Origin of the sequence: Tenacibaculum sp., assembly GCF_048269885.1 — a bacterium.
In the GTDB taxonomy this organism is placed as follows: domain Bacteria; phylum Bacteroidota; class Bacteroidia; order Flavobacteriales; family Flavobacteriaceae; genus Polaribacter.
This window is the reverse complement of sequence record NZ_JBLWTZ010000004.1, coordinates 176,456-193,236: the sequence shown is the minus strand read 5'-3', so window position 1 is coordinate 193,236 and position 16,781 is coordinate 176,456. Positions and strand designations below refer to the sequence as shown.

Here is a 16,781-nt window from a genome sequence, read left to right as displayed (position 1 = left end):
TTATATCATGAAAAAGCATTATTTTATTTTCTTCTTTTTATTTGCTCTCATAAATCTTTCTTCTTTTGCTCAAATAGCTTTGGTTGAAAAGGCAAACACCAAGTATAACACCTACGACTTTATAGATGCTCGAAAAATCTATTTAAAAGTTGTTGAAAAGAACTACGGATCAGCTGAAATATATAGAAAACTGTGAAATACATACTATTTTAACAGTGATTATTCAAAAGCTGCAAAGTGGTATTACAACTTAATAGAACGATTTCCAAACGAAGCTCTTACAATCGACTATTTTAGAGCAGCCCAATGTTTAAAGAGCATCAACCAACCTGAGGAAGCTCAAAAACTTATGAATATATACAAATCTAAAGGAGGGAAAGTTATTTCTTTAGAAACCTATAAAAATGTTGCCGATACTTTGTTTAAAAAAGGAGTACACGACAAACTTTTTGAAATAGAAAAGATTCCTGTTAATACAGCATATTCAGATTTTGGTACTGCTTTTTATGGCAACAATATTGTTTTTGCATCAAGTAGAAGAAATCCAACATTATCAAAAGAGCAATCTACTAAACTTGCAGGATGGGACAATCAACCATTTTTAAACCTGTATCAAGTTCCATTAGATAAAAATATGAATTTTGGACAAGTAACAGCTTTTGACAAAAACGTTAATTCACCCTATCATGAATCTACCGCTGTTTTTACAAAAGATGGAAACACTATGTATTTTACTAGAAATAATTATTTAAACGGTAAAAAGAAAAAAGATAAAAATCATGTGGTCAGACTCAAAATATACAAGGCTACTAAAAACGGAGATACTTGGGGAAATGTACAAGAACTCCCTTTTAACAACGATGCTTACTCTGTAGGACACCCAACTCTTAGCCCTAAAGAAGACAAGCTATACTTTTCTTCAGATATGCCCGGTAGTTTGGGGATGTCTGATATTTGGTTTGTAAAAATATTGGGCGAAGATATTTACACAAAACCTGTAAATCTTGGTAATAAAATAAACACTCCTGAAAGAGAAACTTTTCCATTTGTAAGCGACGAAAACAACCTGTACTTCTCTAGTGATGGACATTCGGGAATGGGGGGATTAGATATTTTTGTAACACAATTAAACAAAAACTCTCATGGTGAAATTTCTACTTTTGGAGAACCGATAAATAGTTCAAAAGATGATTTTGGTTTTATTCTGAAAGAAGACAGAATTGGATATTTTACATCCAATCGTGATGGTAAAAAAGGAAGTAAAAGTGATGATATTTATCAAATTTGGGAGCGTTGTGAAATTACCATTCAGGGACCTGTAACTGATAAAAAAACTGGTAAGTTAATTCCAAATACAGAAGTTACCCTACTAGACAGTAACAATAATGAAGTTAAAACAGTTACTGTAGGTAGTGATGCTACTTTTTCATTTCTTTTAGATTGTCAAGAACAGTATACTTTGAGAGCAAAGAAAGAAAAATACAATCCAAAAGAAAAAGTTATAGAAACTCCAAGCAATCCTAAGACTATTAAAATGCCTATAAAATTAAATATGTCTTTAGATTTAGAACTTACTGATCCATGTCCTCCTAACGATTTAGGCTGCAAATTAACCCTACAACCTATTTACTTTAATTATGATAAATCCAATATCCGTCCAGATGCAGAAATTGAGTTAGCTAAAATTTTAACCGCCTTAAATGAGTATCCTGCTTTAAAAATTCATATTGAATCACACACAGACGCTAGAGGTAAGGATTCTTACAATTTAAAATTATCTGAAAGTAGAGCACAAGCCACATTGAACTGGTTGTTAAAAAAGGGAATTGACAGCACAAGGTTAACGGCAAAAGGATATGGAGAATCTGAACTCATTAACAAATGCACCAACCAAAGTACCTGTACAGAAAACGAACATCAACTCAACCGTAGATCTATGTTTATCATTAAAGAATAAAGACAGCTATTTTACAAAGTACTTTTAACGATAAAACCTCTTTAAATAAAGAGGTTTTATCGTTTCTAATGTTTACTTAACTATAAAATAGGAGCTAATAATCGAGCTAATCTCTCCGTAAAACGTATCAATACTGGTCTATTGTTCCACTGATTTAACTCTATTTTCTCACTGTGTTTTAAATCTTCTATAAAAGCGTCTTTTAACTGACTTGCGAAATCTTTATCATAAATCAATGCGTTAATTTCAAAATTTAAATCAAAACTACGCTCATCTAAATTTGCTGTTCCAACAGAACAAATTAACTCATCAAACACCATTGTTTTTGCATGTACAAATCCTTTTTTATACCTATACACCTCTACTCCTATTTCTAATACTTCTTTATAAAAAGAATTTGACACCGCATTAACTAATTTCGAATCTGAAATACTTGGCACCAATAGTTTTATTGTAACTCCACTCAAACTAGCTATTTTAAGAGCATCTAAAAAAGAGGTTCTGGGGACAAAATAAGGAGTTGTGATTAGGATTTCTTTTTTTGACAATAAAATTGCTTGAATGAGCGCATACATAATGTCTGGATGATCAGAATCTGGTCCGCTAGAAATTACCTGAACTAATTGTTTATGTTCATTGGTTTTTTCTTGAACTTCCGCTGGAAAAAGTTCTTCCTCAATAATGACATTTTGATTCGCACAAAAATTCCAATCTGCTAAAAAAACTCGTTGTAAGTTTAAAACAGCTAGTCCTTCAATTTTAACATGTGTATCTCTCCAATAACAATTAAACTTATTAGGATTAATATAGCGCTCTGAAACATTTACTCCCCCTACAAAACCAACCTTACCATCAACTACAATAATTTTTCTATGATTTCGATAATTAATTCTATTAGCTAACAATAACCATTTGATTTTATAAAAAGGGAAAGCCTCTACCCCACTATCAACTAAAGATTTTACAAACGACTTGCGAATATCTTTACTTCCAAAATCGTCATAAATAAAACGTACTTTGACTCCTTCTTTTGCTTTTTCTTTTAAAACATCTCCTATTTGCCTACCTATAGTGTCATTTTGAAAAATATAATACTCTATATGTATATGATTTTTTGCTGCTTTTAAAGCCTTTATTACCTCAGGAAACTTACGCTCTCCATTTAAAAGCAAACTAACTTTGTTATTATTGGTTAAAACATTTTCTTTATGTATAAACTTCGTCAGATTATAAAAATGTCCTAAATGACTTTTAGATGTTGCTAGTATTTTTTCATTATACTTTTTTAGTTTCTCTTTAAGTTCAAAGAAAATGTTTTTGTCAACTTCTAGCTTTTTATTATACAATTTATACGTTCTGTGATTTATTCCAACCATTAAATAGATAATAATCCCTCCTACTGGAAATAAGATGAGTAAAAACAAATAAGCTATTGCCTTAGGTGGTGTTGACGTATTAATGATAATAACAGCAACTGCAACAATAATGGCTACATATAAAATTATAAGTAGTGTTGTTATCAAAATAAAATATCTTTTTTGCTAAAGATATTTAAAATATTGAAACTCTTATAATGAGTGCCAAAAAAATAAAAACCCTAATGGTTTTAGGGATTCCTGAAATTTAAGTAGCGAGGAGCAGATTCGAACTCTCGTACCTCACGGCACTAACCTAGGTCTAGACTAGTATTTTACACAAATCCAATCAACTGAAGTCTATCGTTTTAAAAAAGGAAGATTGATTAATACTATTATTTAGTGTACTTTTTTGTACACCAAACAAGATATTAAATTCTAACTTAACTTATTGTTCTTAACACAATTACAACACTTTTTATTTAATGTCTCCCTAGATAAAAACTGTAGTACAAGCAAAACCTTACTCTTATTACGGTTTTCCCTAAGGATATTTAAAGTATAAATTTTATTTTTAAAAATATTGTATTATTATACATATATAAACTAGTTCTCTGCAAGCTAAAAATCACTCGTGCGTTTTAGAGCTTTTGTTTTTTTCTCCCCCATAATTTCAACGCTCTAAAAACCAAAAGAGCTAAAACTTACCAACATAAATTTGATATTTATTTCAACAATTTTATTATTTTTGACAAAATTGTCAAGGCGTAAATTTCAAGGAGATGAAAGAAACTTTTGGAAAATATATACATAAACTAAGAACAGATGCCTCTTTAACCCTAACTAAACTGGCAGCAGCACTTGATATTGACCAATCAACTTTATCTAAAATTGAAAACGGAAAAAGAAATATTCCAGAGGATATTTTACCAAAACTAGCTACTACCCTCAATTTAGATATTGAACAATTGGAAAAGGAATATTACAGCGAAAAAATTGCTGAAATGATTTACCCTAAGAAAAATTCGAGTGAATTGTTAAAGTTAGCAGAACAGAAAGCTGAATACAAGAAACTTACAAATTTGAAACAAGGAAAAATAAATTTTAAAAATGCTTAGATATTCAAAACTTCGTAAGAATTTAAACATAGAAAATATGAATGGGAATGCTGAGGACTTAGCATTTTTTACTCATTATTTACATAACCATACAAATGGAATATCTAAATCATTTAAAGACAGGGCAATAAGATATTTCCAGAACAATGACCTTAATATTGTATCTGAACCAGAGTTACAAGCAATACTTCCGATTAATTGGGATATTCCATTTCCAAGCCCACAAAATCCTGAATTTACGTTTATCGACTTATTCGCTGGAATAGGTGGTTTTAGAATTCCAATGCAGGAAATTGGTGGTAAATGTGTCTTTTCATCAGAGTTTAACTTTCACGCCCAAAGAGCTTATGAATTAAACTTCGGAGAAGTTCCTTTTGGGGATATTACAAAACTTAATTTAGATATTGTTCCAAAACACAATGTATTGTGTGCAGGTTTTCCGTGTCAGCCATTTAGTATATCAGGAAAAATGAAAGGTTTTGAGGATACAAGAGGAACTCTGATTTATCACGTTTTTGAAATAATTGAAAAAAGAAACCCAGAGGTTGTTTTACTTGAAAATGTTAAGCACTTATTATATCACGATAAGAGGAGAACACTAGCCACTATTATTCGACATCTTGAAAAATTAGGATATAAAGTTTCTCAAAAAGTACTTAATGCATCTGATTTTGGTGTACCTCAGAATCGTGAAAGAATAATAATTGTTGGGCATAAGAAAAAGAAATTTGATTTTACTAAACTGAAAACTCAGGATAAACCAATTTTAAAAAACTTTTTAGACAAAAAAAATGACTTTGAATTTTTAGAAGAACCCTATACGATTCTTGGTAAAATGAAAACTCAAGATTCAGGATTAATTTTTGCAGGTTATCGAAATAAAACTATTAGAAAAGCAGGTGTAAGACCAAATACCGAACACTTATCAAGAGTTCATAAACAACCTAATAGAATATATTCAACTGACGGTGTACACCCTGCATTACCCTCTCAGGAATCTTCAGGTCGATTTTGGATTTATCACAAAAAACGAGTTAGAAAACTAACTATTCAGGAATGCTATAGGATTATGGGATTCCCTAAAAATTTTAAGTTAATCAATAATCGTTCGGAGCTATATAAACAAGTAGGTAACTCTGTAGCTATTCCAATGATTAAAGAAGTTGCAACTCAAGTAAAAGAACAATTATTAACACCAATCAAAATATTAGATGCCGAACACATTTCTTAAAAAAGCATTTGATGAATCAATAAAACTTGTTGGTTCTAACGATAACATAAAATCAAATTTAAGTATTGAGATCACTAAACATTTAGATGTAATTCTTAGTAAATCTGAATCCTCAAAAGGAGTACTAACCGTAATCCTAACGAGCTTAGTCTATAAGTCATTGAATCCAGAGCAAGATATTAGAAATCATCAAACTAGTATTGAAAATGGTTACTCAGGTAGAACATTTGACACCAAATACATTACACCTTTTTTAAAAAGTGTAAAATTCCCTGCTATGGCAGAGAGTGGCTGGCTGACACGTTCGTTGGAACAGAAAGTGCCTTATAACAAAGATTATTCGGGTGCAATAAGACCTGCTACATTAAAAACATCTTTTTTGGAGACCATTGATTTTATTCAAAAAGGCAATAATCTAGATTTGTGTTTGAGCTATTTAATGCAAGGACTAATTATCAAAAGAAACAGTCAAAAAATCAACCTTGCAAAACCTTTAAACTTGCCTATAGCAACCATTATTGATTTGCTGACAAAACATTTTAATTCGACCTATATTGCAGAAGGAGCTTCACGTCTTCCTGTCTTAGCCCTATTTGCTGCCTATGAATGCCTAATGAAAGAAGCAAAAAGGTTTGAAAACAAAGAACTTTTAGAAATCGAAAGTCATACTTCCGCTGATTCTAGAAGTGGTAGAATAGGAGATATTGATATTGTTGATAAAAATGGAAGAGCATTTGAAGCTGTTGAAGTCAAACACGGAATACCAATAACTACTCAATTGATCAAAGACGCTTTTGAGAAATTCAAAACAACACAAGTAAATAGATATTATTTACTATCTACAGCTGATATTGAAGGCAGTGAAATGAATAACATTGAGAAAGAAATTGAACGAATAAAGAATATCCACGGCTGTCACGTCATTGCAAATGGGCTTATAAACTCATTGAAATATTATTTACGTCTTTTATCAGAAACATCTGAATTTATTTCAAATTATGTGGATTTAATTGAAAATGATACCGCTTTGAAATTTGAACATAAGAAAAAATGGAACGAAATAATCTCTGCAATGTAAAATCCTACGCTAAAGCCACACACATATACAATTCACTTCATCTACACACAAGGTGAAAATTACAAAAGAGTATGTCTTTACCAACTCTTATTAACAAACGGAATGAGTAAAGCCAGCAGAGAACAACGTGTATATGTAATAGCTAATATAAGTGGTATAACAAGACTAAAATATATTACAAAATCTATTAAAACTTAAGAGTTTATAATTAAAAATCTGCTACTAATCATACACGAGACTATTGACATTGAATAATGAAAGAAAATAAACTTTTATATGCAATAGAGCAATTCATCGCTCTTAATGAAACCGAAAGAGAATTATTCTTAAAAGTTATAGAAAACCCTTCTGGAATTATACTACCTCCAGAATTTACCGAAGAAGATTTTTATAATAAACCAACTAAAAACCAGCATTTAACATAGTAACATAAACTATTGACTTTGTGTGCTTTTATGTGTACTCTTTTAAAATTTGACATAAAAAAAACGTTTTAGAAAAATCTAAAACGTTTTTTAATTAGTACGGGCGGAGAGACTCGAACTCTCACACCTCACGGCACTAGATCCTAAGTCTGGTATATATTGCACCAATAAAACACAAAATAACTCATTTTCAATGATTTATGTTTTTAATCATTTTATTTAAAGTCAATTAATATCAGTTAATACCAACATTTGTTGTACCTATGTTGTACCTAAAAAGCCCAATAATTTCGTACCTTTATCAAAGGTATAAATCAAAAGCTAAGCAAAAATCACAATGTTGTACCTATGTTGTACCTGATTTGACTTTCGTACTCAAAATAGGTCAATTATGTCATCAAACGCCAAGATAGTTCTTCGCAAAAAACCGAACAGTAAAGGACTCTATCCATTAGCTATTCGAATCACAAAAAATCGTCGTTCAACATATCAATACGTTGGTCATTATATCGATTTAGAAGATTGGGACGAAAAAAATATTCGAGTAAGAAAATCTAATCCAAATGCTGATAGTTTAAATAAACTGCTATCAAAAGAACTCTCAAATGCAAACAAAGCACTGATTGACTTGCAATCCGAATATAAAGATGCGTCTGCCAATCAAATCAAAAAAGAGATTTATGCGTCGGGAAATTCTTCTACCTTTTTTGAACTAGCTCAAGAGCATCTTGACGAATTGGAAATTGGCAAAAAATTGAATCGTCTATCAACTGATAGTGCTTTGATTAGCTATATCATAAAATTCAATAAATCAAAACAGCTCGCATTTCAGGAAATAGATGAACGCTTTCTTAAAAAGCTGATGCTATATTTGAAGTCTAATCACGGACTCTCAGAAACATCAATAATGAATGTCTTAGTTCTCATTCGCTTATTATTTAATAGAGCCATAAAGCTAAAGATAGTTAGTAGGGAATTATATCCTTTTGGCGGCGACAAGATTAAAATTAAGTTTCCAGAAACGAGTAAGGTTGGTCTGAATATTATTGAAGTAAGAGCTATAGAAGCTCTTGAAAATTTGACATTAAGCGAGGTGCATACGCGAAATGTTTGGCTCTTCAGTTTTAATTTTGCCGGAATGAGAGTTACCGATGTATTGTTAACAAAGTGGTCTGACATTTATGATAAAAGGTTGCATTATAGAATGAATAAGAATTCAAAATTATTGTCATTAAAAATACCTGATAAGGTTTTCAAAATTTTAGACTACTACAGAAAAGATAAAAGATATGCAACAGATTTTGTTTTTCCTGAACTGAAAAAAGCAAATCTCGATAATGCCAAAGATGTTTATAACAAAAGAAAGACAGCTAACAAGAAATTTAATGATAATCTAAAGTCTATTGCTAAAAAGGCAAAAATAGACAAGAAAATCACAATGCATATTGCGAGACATACCTTCGGAAATATAGCTGGTGATACCATTCATCCTTTAATGTTGCAAAAACTGTATCGCCATAGCGATTTAAAAACCACATTGAACTATCAAGCTAATTTTATTCATAAAGAAGCAGATGATGCTTTGAGTAGTGTAGTTAATTTTTAATATCAGATTTTCGCAAACCAACTCAAAAGGTAAAACGAAACTTAAATAGAATTGTTATTATTTTAATTCTAAACATGTTAACTTATAAATCAAAAAAGAAAAATAAGCATATAAAATTAATAACATTAAACTTTAAGCCTTCTCGGGTACAATTCTTTTTTATCTTAATAAAATTATGGCACTATACTTGATACAGTAAACGAAATCTCAATTTAAAATGAAAAAACTAGTACTCGCCCTACCTTTACTTTTATCTTCAGTTCTATTTTCTCAAGAAAAAATAAAAACAGAAATATTATTAGAAGACTACAATATTATTAAGACAATCATTAGAGAGCTATCTCCCAGATTCAATGAAACCGATAAGAATGAATTTGATAGTGTTTTTAATGAACAATCAAAGAAGTTAGTAGATAAATCGTTGACCTTATTTGAGTTTATGAAGTTTTTATCTAAATCTGAAGCAGATACAAAATCGGATGAACACGGCATGTATTCACTTCCTGAAGAAGCTATAATGTCTTTAATAAAAGATAAAAAAGTGCTTTTCCCATTACCTGTTAATATTATAGGGAATCGATTAATTGTAAATGCTAAAAACTTAAGTATTCCTTTTGGATCTATTATTTCCAGTATCAATGGGGTAAACACAAATGATATATTATCTATAATGTTACCTGAAAATGATGCTGTTTCAAAACGATCAATAGAAATGCAATTCGACATTCATTACTTTATAGAATTTGGAAAAGTAGATAATTTTGAGATAGTTTATCAAAGTCCAGAAAGTAAAACCATACAAAAAACAGTATTATCGCCATTAACTGTAGAAGAAAGAGTTAAATTATTTAATGATAGTATGGTTTTTCCACTACAAAGAAATGGGTTAGATAATGTTGCTAATACTCAATATTTTGAAGACGGGTCTGCATATTATCTTCAATTAAACTCTTTCAAAGGTGAGTATGACGATTTTAACGAATATTTTAAAACTATTTTTGACGAAATAAAAAATAAAAATGCTAAGAACCTTGTAATCGATTTGAGATATAATACTGGAGGAAATCTTTTAATTCCTGCATTGCTTTTTTCATATATAGCGCAAAAACCTTTTCTAGAAACAGTTTCTGCAAGAGTTCCTGATTTTAATATTCCTTATAAAGAATACATTCAATCCATAGCTGAAAATACATTTCAAAATACAGCTTCCATAGATAAATATATAAATTCTATTAAAAATGACTTCACTAAAAAGGGTGATTACTATGAATTATTTTTTGCTAAAAACAATAAAATAACTCCTCAAGAAAATGTTTTTAAAGGACCAGTATACCTCTTAATAGGAGGTAGAACAGTTTCTGCAGCATCTTATTTTACAGCATTATTTAAGAGTGAGTCACGAGGTAAAATTATTGGAGAAGAAATTGGCGGATCACACCATAATATCACCGCAGGTCAATTGATTACATATAAATTACCTGGCACAGGAATACTGCTTGATGTTCCTTTAATGGAAATTAGTTTCAGCTCTCAAATAGAAAATAATGTTCCAGAACTAAAAATAATGCCTGATATAAATATTTCTAACGAGAAAAAGTATAAATATTTTCTAAATGAGCAAGATGCAGGATTATTAGAAATTTATTACATGATTAAAAAATAACTGATCAACCTTACTTAATTTTACGTTATATACATTAAGAAATTGAGTAAGTTCATACTTCAAAAAAGCTATCAGTATGCATATTTGATAAATGTACTTAATAAGTAATATATAAAGAAGATATAACATATGTTATTTGTTATTAAAATAGCATCGTAACTATATTTGCACAAGTTGTGCATTGTTAATTTTGTATCTTTGTATTGTGAAAATAACAGCACTCATATTAATCTTTTATCTTCTAGCTCTTAATGGGCTACCCTGTAGTGATGTGAATTTTTCTACGAATGACAATCAAATGGAAACTGTGATGAATGATCACACAGACCATTCCGAAAATGGTACTTCTGACTTATGCAGTCCATTTTGCACCTGTCACTGCTGCCATGTACATACCATAAATTTTGGACTCCCAGATTTTGAGCCAATCGTTATGGACTTCCCTTTCGAACCCATTATCCATTTCGATAACATAGGTAAAGAATATACCCACTCCCTACTACAACCACCCCAGGTTTAATTCAGTTTTTAGGACAACTACATCCTTTTTAGACCCTTCTGCTCGATAGGTCTGAACTTTCATTGCGTTGATTTTGCCTCATGCAAACTTTAGCGAAAAGTTTAACTGAATTAATTTTTTTCATAATGATCAATAAAATCATTTTATTCTCCATCAATAATAAATTTATTGTTGGACTACTGACATTGGCGCTTATCATAACCGGTATTTGGTCCATGTCTACCGTAAATCTGGGGTCGGTGCCAGATATCACAAACAACCAGGTACAGGTCATCACCGTATCTGAAAACCTCGCTACCGAAGATATTGAACAATTCGTGACCTATCCCGTGGAACTGGCCATGGGCAACTTGCCCAATGTAACCGAAATCCGTTCTATTTCCCGTTTTGGGCTTTCCGTAGTAACCATCGTATTCGATGATGACATGGGCATTTACAAACCTAGACAATTGGTACAAGAGAAACTGAACGAGGTTAGGGAAAGCATCCCAGAAAAATTTGGGAGCCCTTCCATGGGACCGATTACCACCGGTTTAGGGGAAATATACCAATATACCATAAAACCAAAAAAGAGCTTTGAAAGCAAATACTCCCCTACCGATCTCCGTACCATACAGGATTGGATCGTAAAACGCCAAATGACTCTCTTGGATGGTGTTGTGGAAGTCAACTCTTTTGGTGGCAACATAAAACAATACGAAATAGCCATAAACCCCGAAAAGCTAAATGCCATAGGTGTTTCCATATCCGAGGTATTTGCCGCTTTGGAAAGGAACAATGTCAATACAGGAGGTGCCTATATTGAAAAAAGTAAAATGGCAAACTTCATCCGGGGGGAAGGACTCATAAGGTCTTTGGACGATATCAAGGCCATCGCCATAAAAAATGAAAATGGACTCCCGATTACCATAGGAGATGCTGCCGAAAAAGTACAATTTGGAAACCAAGTACGTTACGGAGCCTTTACACAAGATGGTCGCGAAGCCGTTGGTGGAATGGTGTTGATGATGAAAGGAGCCAATCCCAATAAAGTGATTGCCAATGTTCAGGAAAGAATGCAAAACGTTGAAAAGTCTTTACCTGAAGGGTTGGAAATCAAACCCTTTTTGGATAGAAGCAATCTCATAGAACGAACCACCAGTACCGTAACACAAAACCTTTTGGAAGGTGCACTTATCGTCATTTTTGCCCTGGTCTTTTTATTGGGAAGTTTAAGGGGCGGATTGATAACTGCCACAACCATACCCCTATCGTTGCTCTTTGCTTTTATCTTGATGAAACAATTTGGAGTTTGGGCTAACTTAATGAGCTTGGGAGCTATCGATTTTGGAATCATTATAGATGGGGCGGTAATTATCATAGAAGGGACGGTCTATGAAATCCAAAAACGAATACGTTCCGGAAAGCTCAAATTCAATCAAGGTATTATGGATGAAGTTGCCTATGAAGCGGGAAGCACCATGATGGGCTCTGCTTTTTTTGGGCAAATCATCATTCTAATCGTATTTGCGCCTATTCTTTTTTTAACAGGAGTTGAAGGCAAGATGTTCCGTCCTATGGCGTTTACCTTTGGGTTTGCCATGCTTGGGGCTATTTTCCTCTGCTTGACCTATGTTCCGATGATGTCTGCTCTATTTATGAAACCCGTTAAAAACAAAAACAATTGGTTCGGGAAATTTGAAAGTTGGTTGGAGAAAATCAGTGATAATATTATAGGTAGTATCCAAAAAGCCTATCTACCACTTTTAAAAGGGGCATTAAAAGCAAAATCCTTAGTTATAGGAGCAGCTGTAGTTTTACTTCTTGTTTCAGGGTTTGTATTCTCAAGAATGGGAGGCGAATTTGTACCTCAATTGGACGAAGGAGACCTTGCCATGCAAGCGCTGTTAAGACCGGGAACAGGATTAACAGAAGCTATCGATGTATCAAACAAAATAGAGAGTGTACTTATCAAGAACTTTCCAGAAGTAAAGACAGCAGTTGCCAGAATTGGTGTTGCCGATATCCCTACCGACCCAATGCCGATGGATATTGCCGATATGTTCATCATCTTGGAAAAAGATATGGACAAATGGACTTCGGCAAAATCAAAAGAAGAACTCATCGATAAAATCAAGGATAAACTGGATAGTGAACTTACAGGGGTAAACCTAGTATTTAGCCAACCTGTGGAACTGCGTTTTAACGAACTGCTAACAGGAGTTCGGGAAGACGTTGCCGTAAAATTGTATGGCGAAGATTTAGAGGTCCTTTCCAAAAAGGCAGAAGAAATGGCTGCCATTATCCAAACCGTTCCGGGCGTGGGCGATGTCAATCCAGAGCGGACATCAGGCTTGCCACAGATGACCGTAAGGTACAATCGAAAAAAGATGGCACAGTACGGACTGGATATCGAGAAGGTAAACAGTTACATAAGTGCCGCATTCGCCGGTGGTAATGCAGGTGTCATTTTTGAAGGGGAAAAACGCTTTGATATGGTTATCCGATTTGATGAGGAGCACCGCAAAAGCATCGAAAATTTACGCGCTTTATATGTCGATTTGCCCGATGGCACCCAAGTTCCCATCAAAGAAGTGGCGGACATAAGCTATGTGCCAGGGCCCATGCAGATATCCCGCGACAATACTTTTCGTAGAACCTATGTAGGTATAAATACAAGAGGACGTGATGTGGAATCCGTGGTAACCGATATTCAACAGAAATTGGATGCCGAGCTAGAACTGCCACCGGGGTATTATATTACCTATGGCGGTGAGTTTGAAAATCTGGTACGTGCCAAAGAACGGTTGACCATCGTAGTGCCCATAGCACTGTTCTTGATCTTTGTGCTCCTGTACTTTGCTCTAAAATCGTTTTCACAATCCATAATGATATACATCGCCATCCCATTGGCGGCCATCGGCGGCATATTTGCCCTATGGTTACGGGATATGCCATTCAGTATTTCTGCGGGTGTTGGGTTTATAGTATTGTTTGGGGTTGCCGTTCTGAACGGATTGGTGCTTATAAACCGATTTAACTCCTTAAAGGAAGAAGGTGTAACAAGCATACGGGAAAGAATAGTAACAGGAACAAAAGAAAGAATACGCCCCATTATGTTAACAGCAACTACAGATATTTTAGGCTTTATGCCTATGGCATTTTCATCATCGGCTGGTGCCGAAGTACAACGACCATTGGCAACCGTGGTCATAGGAGGTATGCTAACGGCAACTTTACTAACATTAATTGTACTTCCAATTTTATATACATTCATTGAAAAGCGGGGAGAAAACAAAGGTAAAAAGAAGCTTTCTTCATTGAAGCCAAGTGCTATAACTACCGTTTTAATCGTAGGCTGTGTATTGGGTTTTGCCATTCCAGCTTCTGCTCAAGAAAGTATATTGGAAAACAAAATAACCCTACAGGATAGTTTGCCAACGATAAGCCTGGAAAAAGCCAAGAAAATGGCAATTGCCAATTACCCGAGTTTAAAAGCTGCAAAACTTGGAATTGAAGGCGAGAAAGCGATGCGAAAAACTGCCTTTGATTTTGGAAATACCCAAATATTTACTGGAAAGGAAGAAGTAGGCAATGGAGAAAACGGTGTATCCAATACCATCGGGGTGCAACAGCAGGACATCAATGTGTTTGGGATTGTTCCCAAATTAAAGTTGCAAAAGGAACGTATCCATTTGGCGGAAAACCTTGTCAACCTAACTGCCCTGGAAGTGGAACGAGAGGTAAGCAGGGCTTGGGCAAATGTGTACACAAAACGAAAAACATATTTGGTATATAAACACATGGATTCCGTTTTTCAGGATATTGAGAGAGCGGCCAGAATAAGGTATGAGACCGAAGCTTCCTCTAATTTGGAATATTTGGCAACTTCCAATCAAGCCAATGAGGTCAAAATCCAAAAAGAACAGGCTTTTAGGGAATACAACAAAGCATTGCAACAGTTAAACCAATGGTTTGCCAGCGATACGTTGTACAGTGTGCCAAATGCTTCATTGGAATCTTTAGAAGCTCCGTTTGATTATAGGACAACATCCTTGGAAAACCATCCATTACTTCAAGCCTCAAAGCAACAAATACAGGTAGCTAAGGCAGTTACCAGGGTACAAAAATCTGAATTTTTGCCAAAGTTCCAGGCACAATACGGCAGGCAACAAATCAACGGGCAATCAGGATTTTATCAATATCAAGTGGGAGTACAAATTCCATTGTTTTTCGGTGCCAATTTAGGAAGAACACAAAAGTCAAAAATTGACAAAAAAATAGCAGAAGAGAATTTTTATACCGAAAAGCTAAAGTTAAAAACAGCCTATGAAAATATGCGTGAAGATTTTATAAAATGGCAAAACTCGTGGGATTATTATAAAAATAAAGCACTTCCATTGGCCAAAGAACAGCAAAGAGGTACCATATTGGCCTTTAAGGAAGGTGCTATCGACTATGTGGCTTTCTTGCAAAATATTAGAGATGTTATCCGCATAGAAATAAGTGCTTGGGAAGCTTTTAATAGTTACTTGGACAGTCGTTACCAACTGGAGTATTACCTAAAAAATTCTAAATAAAATTTAAGATAAATAATAAGATGAAAACGCAAATAATAAAGATTTTAATGTTGCCCCTTGTGCTTGCCATTTTTATGGGTTGCAAGGAAGAAGTAAAGCAAAATGGAGAAAAAAAGCTTTCTAATACAGAAGAAACTCATGACCATAAAGAAGGAGAGGAACATGAAGAAGACGAAGAAGGTTCTGAAGAAGGAGATGCAGTGCATCTATCCGAGTTGAAATTCAATAGCTTGGGGATTAAAGTGGGAGTCTTACCAACAAGGCCGCTATCGGGTGTGGTTAAAGCTAATGGACAATTGGAGGTGCCACCACAATACGAAGCTACGGTAACTGCTATTTTGGGTGGTAATGTAAGTAGCATCAAAGTCATAGAAGGAGATAAAGTGCGTAAAGGACAGACCTTGGCATATCTTTCCCACCCCGACCTGTCCCAAATCCAGACCAACTATATAAAAACCTATAACAGGATGCAGTTTTTGGAAAAAGAATACGAGCGCCAAAAACGGTTATATGAAGAAAAGGTAGGTTCGGGAAAAACGTTTCAACAAACGGAGTCTGAATACCAATCGATTAAAGCAGAGGTAAAAGGCTATGAATCGCAGTTACGACAATTGAACATAAGTGCCTCAAAAATAAGGAGTGGTGAAATTTACGAATATGTTCCGGTAACAAGCCCTATTGCTGGTTATATAGAGAAAGTAAAAGTTCAAATGGGACAGTATGTAGCATCGCAAACGCCTATGTTTGAAATTGTGGATAATGAGCATATTCATGCGGATCTAATGGTTTTTGAAAAGGACATCCATAAGGTTAAAAAGGGACAAAAAATTTCTTTTACGTTAGAGTCGGTTCCCGGGAGTAATCTTACCGGTGAAATTTATTCCGTAGGAAAGCAATTTGAACAGAACCCTAAGGCCGTACACATACACGCAGAAATCGATAAAAAAGAAGATTTCCTTATCCCTGGAATGTATATCAATGGAAAAATAAGGACTGGTGAGGCACCGGTGACGGCCTTACCTGAAGATGCCATTATAGAAGAAGGTGGAAAGCCGTTCATTTTTATAGCACAAAAACATTTGGAAGATGGTAAGGTTGAATGGGAGTTAAAACCTCTTGAAGTCCGAACAGGAATAACCGAAGATGGTTGGGTGGAAATAAAACTATTGGAACCGCTTTCTAAGGATGTCCAAGTGGTATTCAACAATGCATACTACTTAATATCTGAAATGCAAAAAAGCGAAACGTCGCATAGTCATTAGTAAAATA

General features: G+C 33.9%; 12 protein-coding genes. 11 read left to right on the top strand and 1 reads right to left on the bottom strand.

The genetic code is table 11. The annotated features are described in order from the left end of the window. Window positions 1-7: 7 nt before the first annotated feature. Window positions 8-196 carry a hypothetical protein gene (locus tag ACN0WY_RS04880; RefSeq protein WP_417799680.1) on the top strand — a complete coding sequence of 63 codons (189 nt, stop codon included), beginning with the start codon at window positions 8-10 and terminating at the stop codon, window positions 194-196. Window positions 197-349: 153 nt separating this feature from the next. Further along, window positions 350-1,957 (top strand): OmpA family protein, encoded by a 1,608-nt coding sequence (locus ACN0WY_RS04875; protein ID WP_417799679.1) that lies wholly within the window; start codon window positions 350-352, stop codon window positions 1,955-1,957. Between the two features lie 80 nt (window positions 1,958-2,037). Here ACN0WY_RS04875 and cls read toward each other — a convergent pair whose 3' ends face one another. Beyond that, window positions 2,038-3,480: a cardiolipin synthase gene (cls, locus tag ACN0WY_RS04870; protein WP_330488467.1), complete on the bottom strand. Its 1,443-nt coding sequence runs from the start codon at window positions 3,478-3,480 to the stop codon at window positions 2,038-2,040. A gap of 614 nt (window positions 3,481-4,094) precedes the next feature. Here cls and ACN0WY_RS04865 point away from each other — a divergent pair. The 9 genes from ACN0WY_RS04865 (at window position 4,095) to ACN0WY_RS04825 (ending at window position 16,774) form a co-directional block, all read left to right on the top strand. Next, window positions 4,095-4,430 (top strand): helix-turn-helix domain-containing protein, encoded by a 336-nt coding sequence (locus tag ACN0WY_RS04865; protein ID WP_417799678.1) that lies wholly within the window; start codon window positions 4,095-4,097, stop codon window positions 4,428-4,430. Then, window positions 4,423-5,661 carry a DNA cytosine methyltransferase gene (locus ACN0WY_RS04860; protein ID WP_417799677.1) on the top strand — a complete coding sequence of 413 codons (1,239 nt, stop codon included), beginning with the start codon at window positions 4,423-4,425 and terminating at the stop codon, window positions 5,659-5,661. Before ACN0WY_RS04865 ends, ACN0WY_RS04860 begins: the two co-directional genes overlap by 8 nt. Further along, window positions 5,642-6,739 carry a hypothetical protein gene (locus ACN0WY_RS04855; protein ID WP_417799676.1) on the top strand — a complete coding sequence of 366 codons (1,098 nt, stop codon included), beginning with the start codon at window positions 5,642-5,644 and terminating at the stop codon, window positions 6,737-6,739. Before ACN0WY_RS04860 ends, ACN0WY_RS04855 begins: the two co-directional genes overlap by 20 nt. Before the next feature lie 254 nt (window positions 6,740-6,993). Continuing rightward, window positions 6,994-7,164: a hypothetical protein gene (locus ACN0WY_RS04850; protein ID WP_417799675.1), complete on the top strand. Its 171-nt coding sequence runs from the start codon at window positions 6,994-6,996 to the stop codon at window positions 7,162-7,164. Window positions 7,165-7,555: 391 nt separating this feature from the next. Next, a complete protein-coding gene (locus ACN0WY_RS04845; RefSeq protein WP_159612757.1) occupies window positions 7,556-8,770 on the top strand; it encodes a site-specific integrase in 1,215 nt (404 codons plus the stop codon). Window positions 8,771-8,987: 217 nt separating this feature from the next. Further along, on the top strand, window positions 8,988-10,433 hold the full coding sequence (locus ACN0WY_RS04840; protein WP_159612759.1) for a S41 family peptidase: 1,446 nt from the start codon (window positions 8,988-8,990) through the stop codon (window positions 10,431-10,433). 205 nt (window positions 10,434-10,638) lie between these two features. Next, window positions 10,639-10,953, top strand: coding sequence for a DUF6660 family protein (locus ACN0WY_RS04835; protein WP_370641893.1), 315 nt, complete (start codon window positions 10,639-10,641; stop codon window positions 10,951-10,953). Between the two features lie 125 nt (window positions 10,954-11,078). Further along, the gene (locus tag ACN0WY_RS04830) at window positions 11,079-15,512 is read left to right on the top strand and encodes a CusA/CzcA family heavy metal efflux RND transporter (protein WP_159612920.1); all 4,434 of its coding nucleotides are present in this window, start codon (window positions 11,079-11,081) and stop codon (window positions 15,510-15,512) included. A 20-nt stretch (window positions 15,513-15,532) separates the two neighbouring features. Beyond that, entirely contained in the window at window positions 15,533-16,774 is a 1,242-nt protein-coding gene (locus ACN0WY_RS04825; protein WP_239178653.1) for an efflux RND transporter periplasmic adaptor subunit, read from the top strand. The last annotated feature ends 7 nt before the right edge of the window (window positions 16,775-16,781 follow it).

What these genes read in the sequence shown, in the direction of transcription:
- ACN0WY_RS04880 (WP_417799680.1), top strand. Translation starts at nt 8, where the DNA reads ATGAAAAAGCATTATTTTATTTTCTTCTTTTTATTTGCTCTCATAAAT.
- ACN0WY_RS04875 (WP_417799679.1), top strand. Translation starts at nt 350, where the DNA reads ATGAATATATACAAATCTAAAGGAGGGAAAGTTATTTCTTTAGAAACC.
- ACN0WY_RS04865 (WP_417799678.1), top strand. Translation starts at nt 4,095, where the DNA reads ATGAAAGAAACTTTTGGAAAATATATACATAAACTAAGAACAGATGCC.
- ACN0WY_RS04860 (WP_417799677.1), top strand. Translation starts at nt 4,423, where the DNA reads ATGCTTAGATATTCAAAACTTCGTAAGAATTTAAACATAGAAAATATG.
- ACN0WY_RS04855 (WP_417799676.1), top strand. Translation starts at nt 5,642, where the DNA reads ATGCCGAACACATTTCTTAAAAAAGCATTTGATGAATCAATAAAACTT.
- ACN0WY_RS04850 (WP_417799675.1), top strand. Translation starts at nt 6,994, where the DNA reads ATGAAAGAAAATAAACTTTTATATGCAATAGAGCAATTCATCGCTCTT.
- ACN0WY_RS04845 (WP_159612757.1), top strand. Translation starts at nt 7,556, where the DNA reads ATGTCATCAAACGCCAAGATAGTTCTTCGCAAAAAACCGAACAGTAAA.
- ACN0WY_RS04840 (WP_159612759.1), top strand. Translation starts at nt 8,988, where the DNA reads ATGAAAAAACTAGTACTCGCCCTACCTTTACTTTTATCTTCAGTTCTA.
- ACN0WY_RS04830 (WP_159612920.1), top strand. Translation starts at nt 11,079, where the DNA reads ATGATCAATAAAATCATTTTATTCTCCATCAATAATAAATTTATTGTT.
- ACN0WY_RS04825 (WP_239178653.1), top strand. Translation starts at nt 15,533, where the DNA reads ATGAAAACGCAAATAATAAAGATTTTAATGTTGCCCCTTGTGCTTGCC.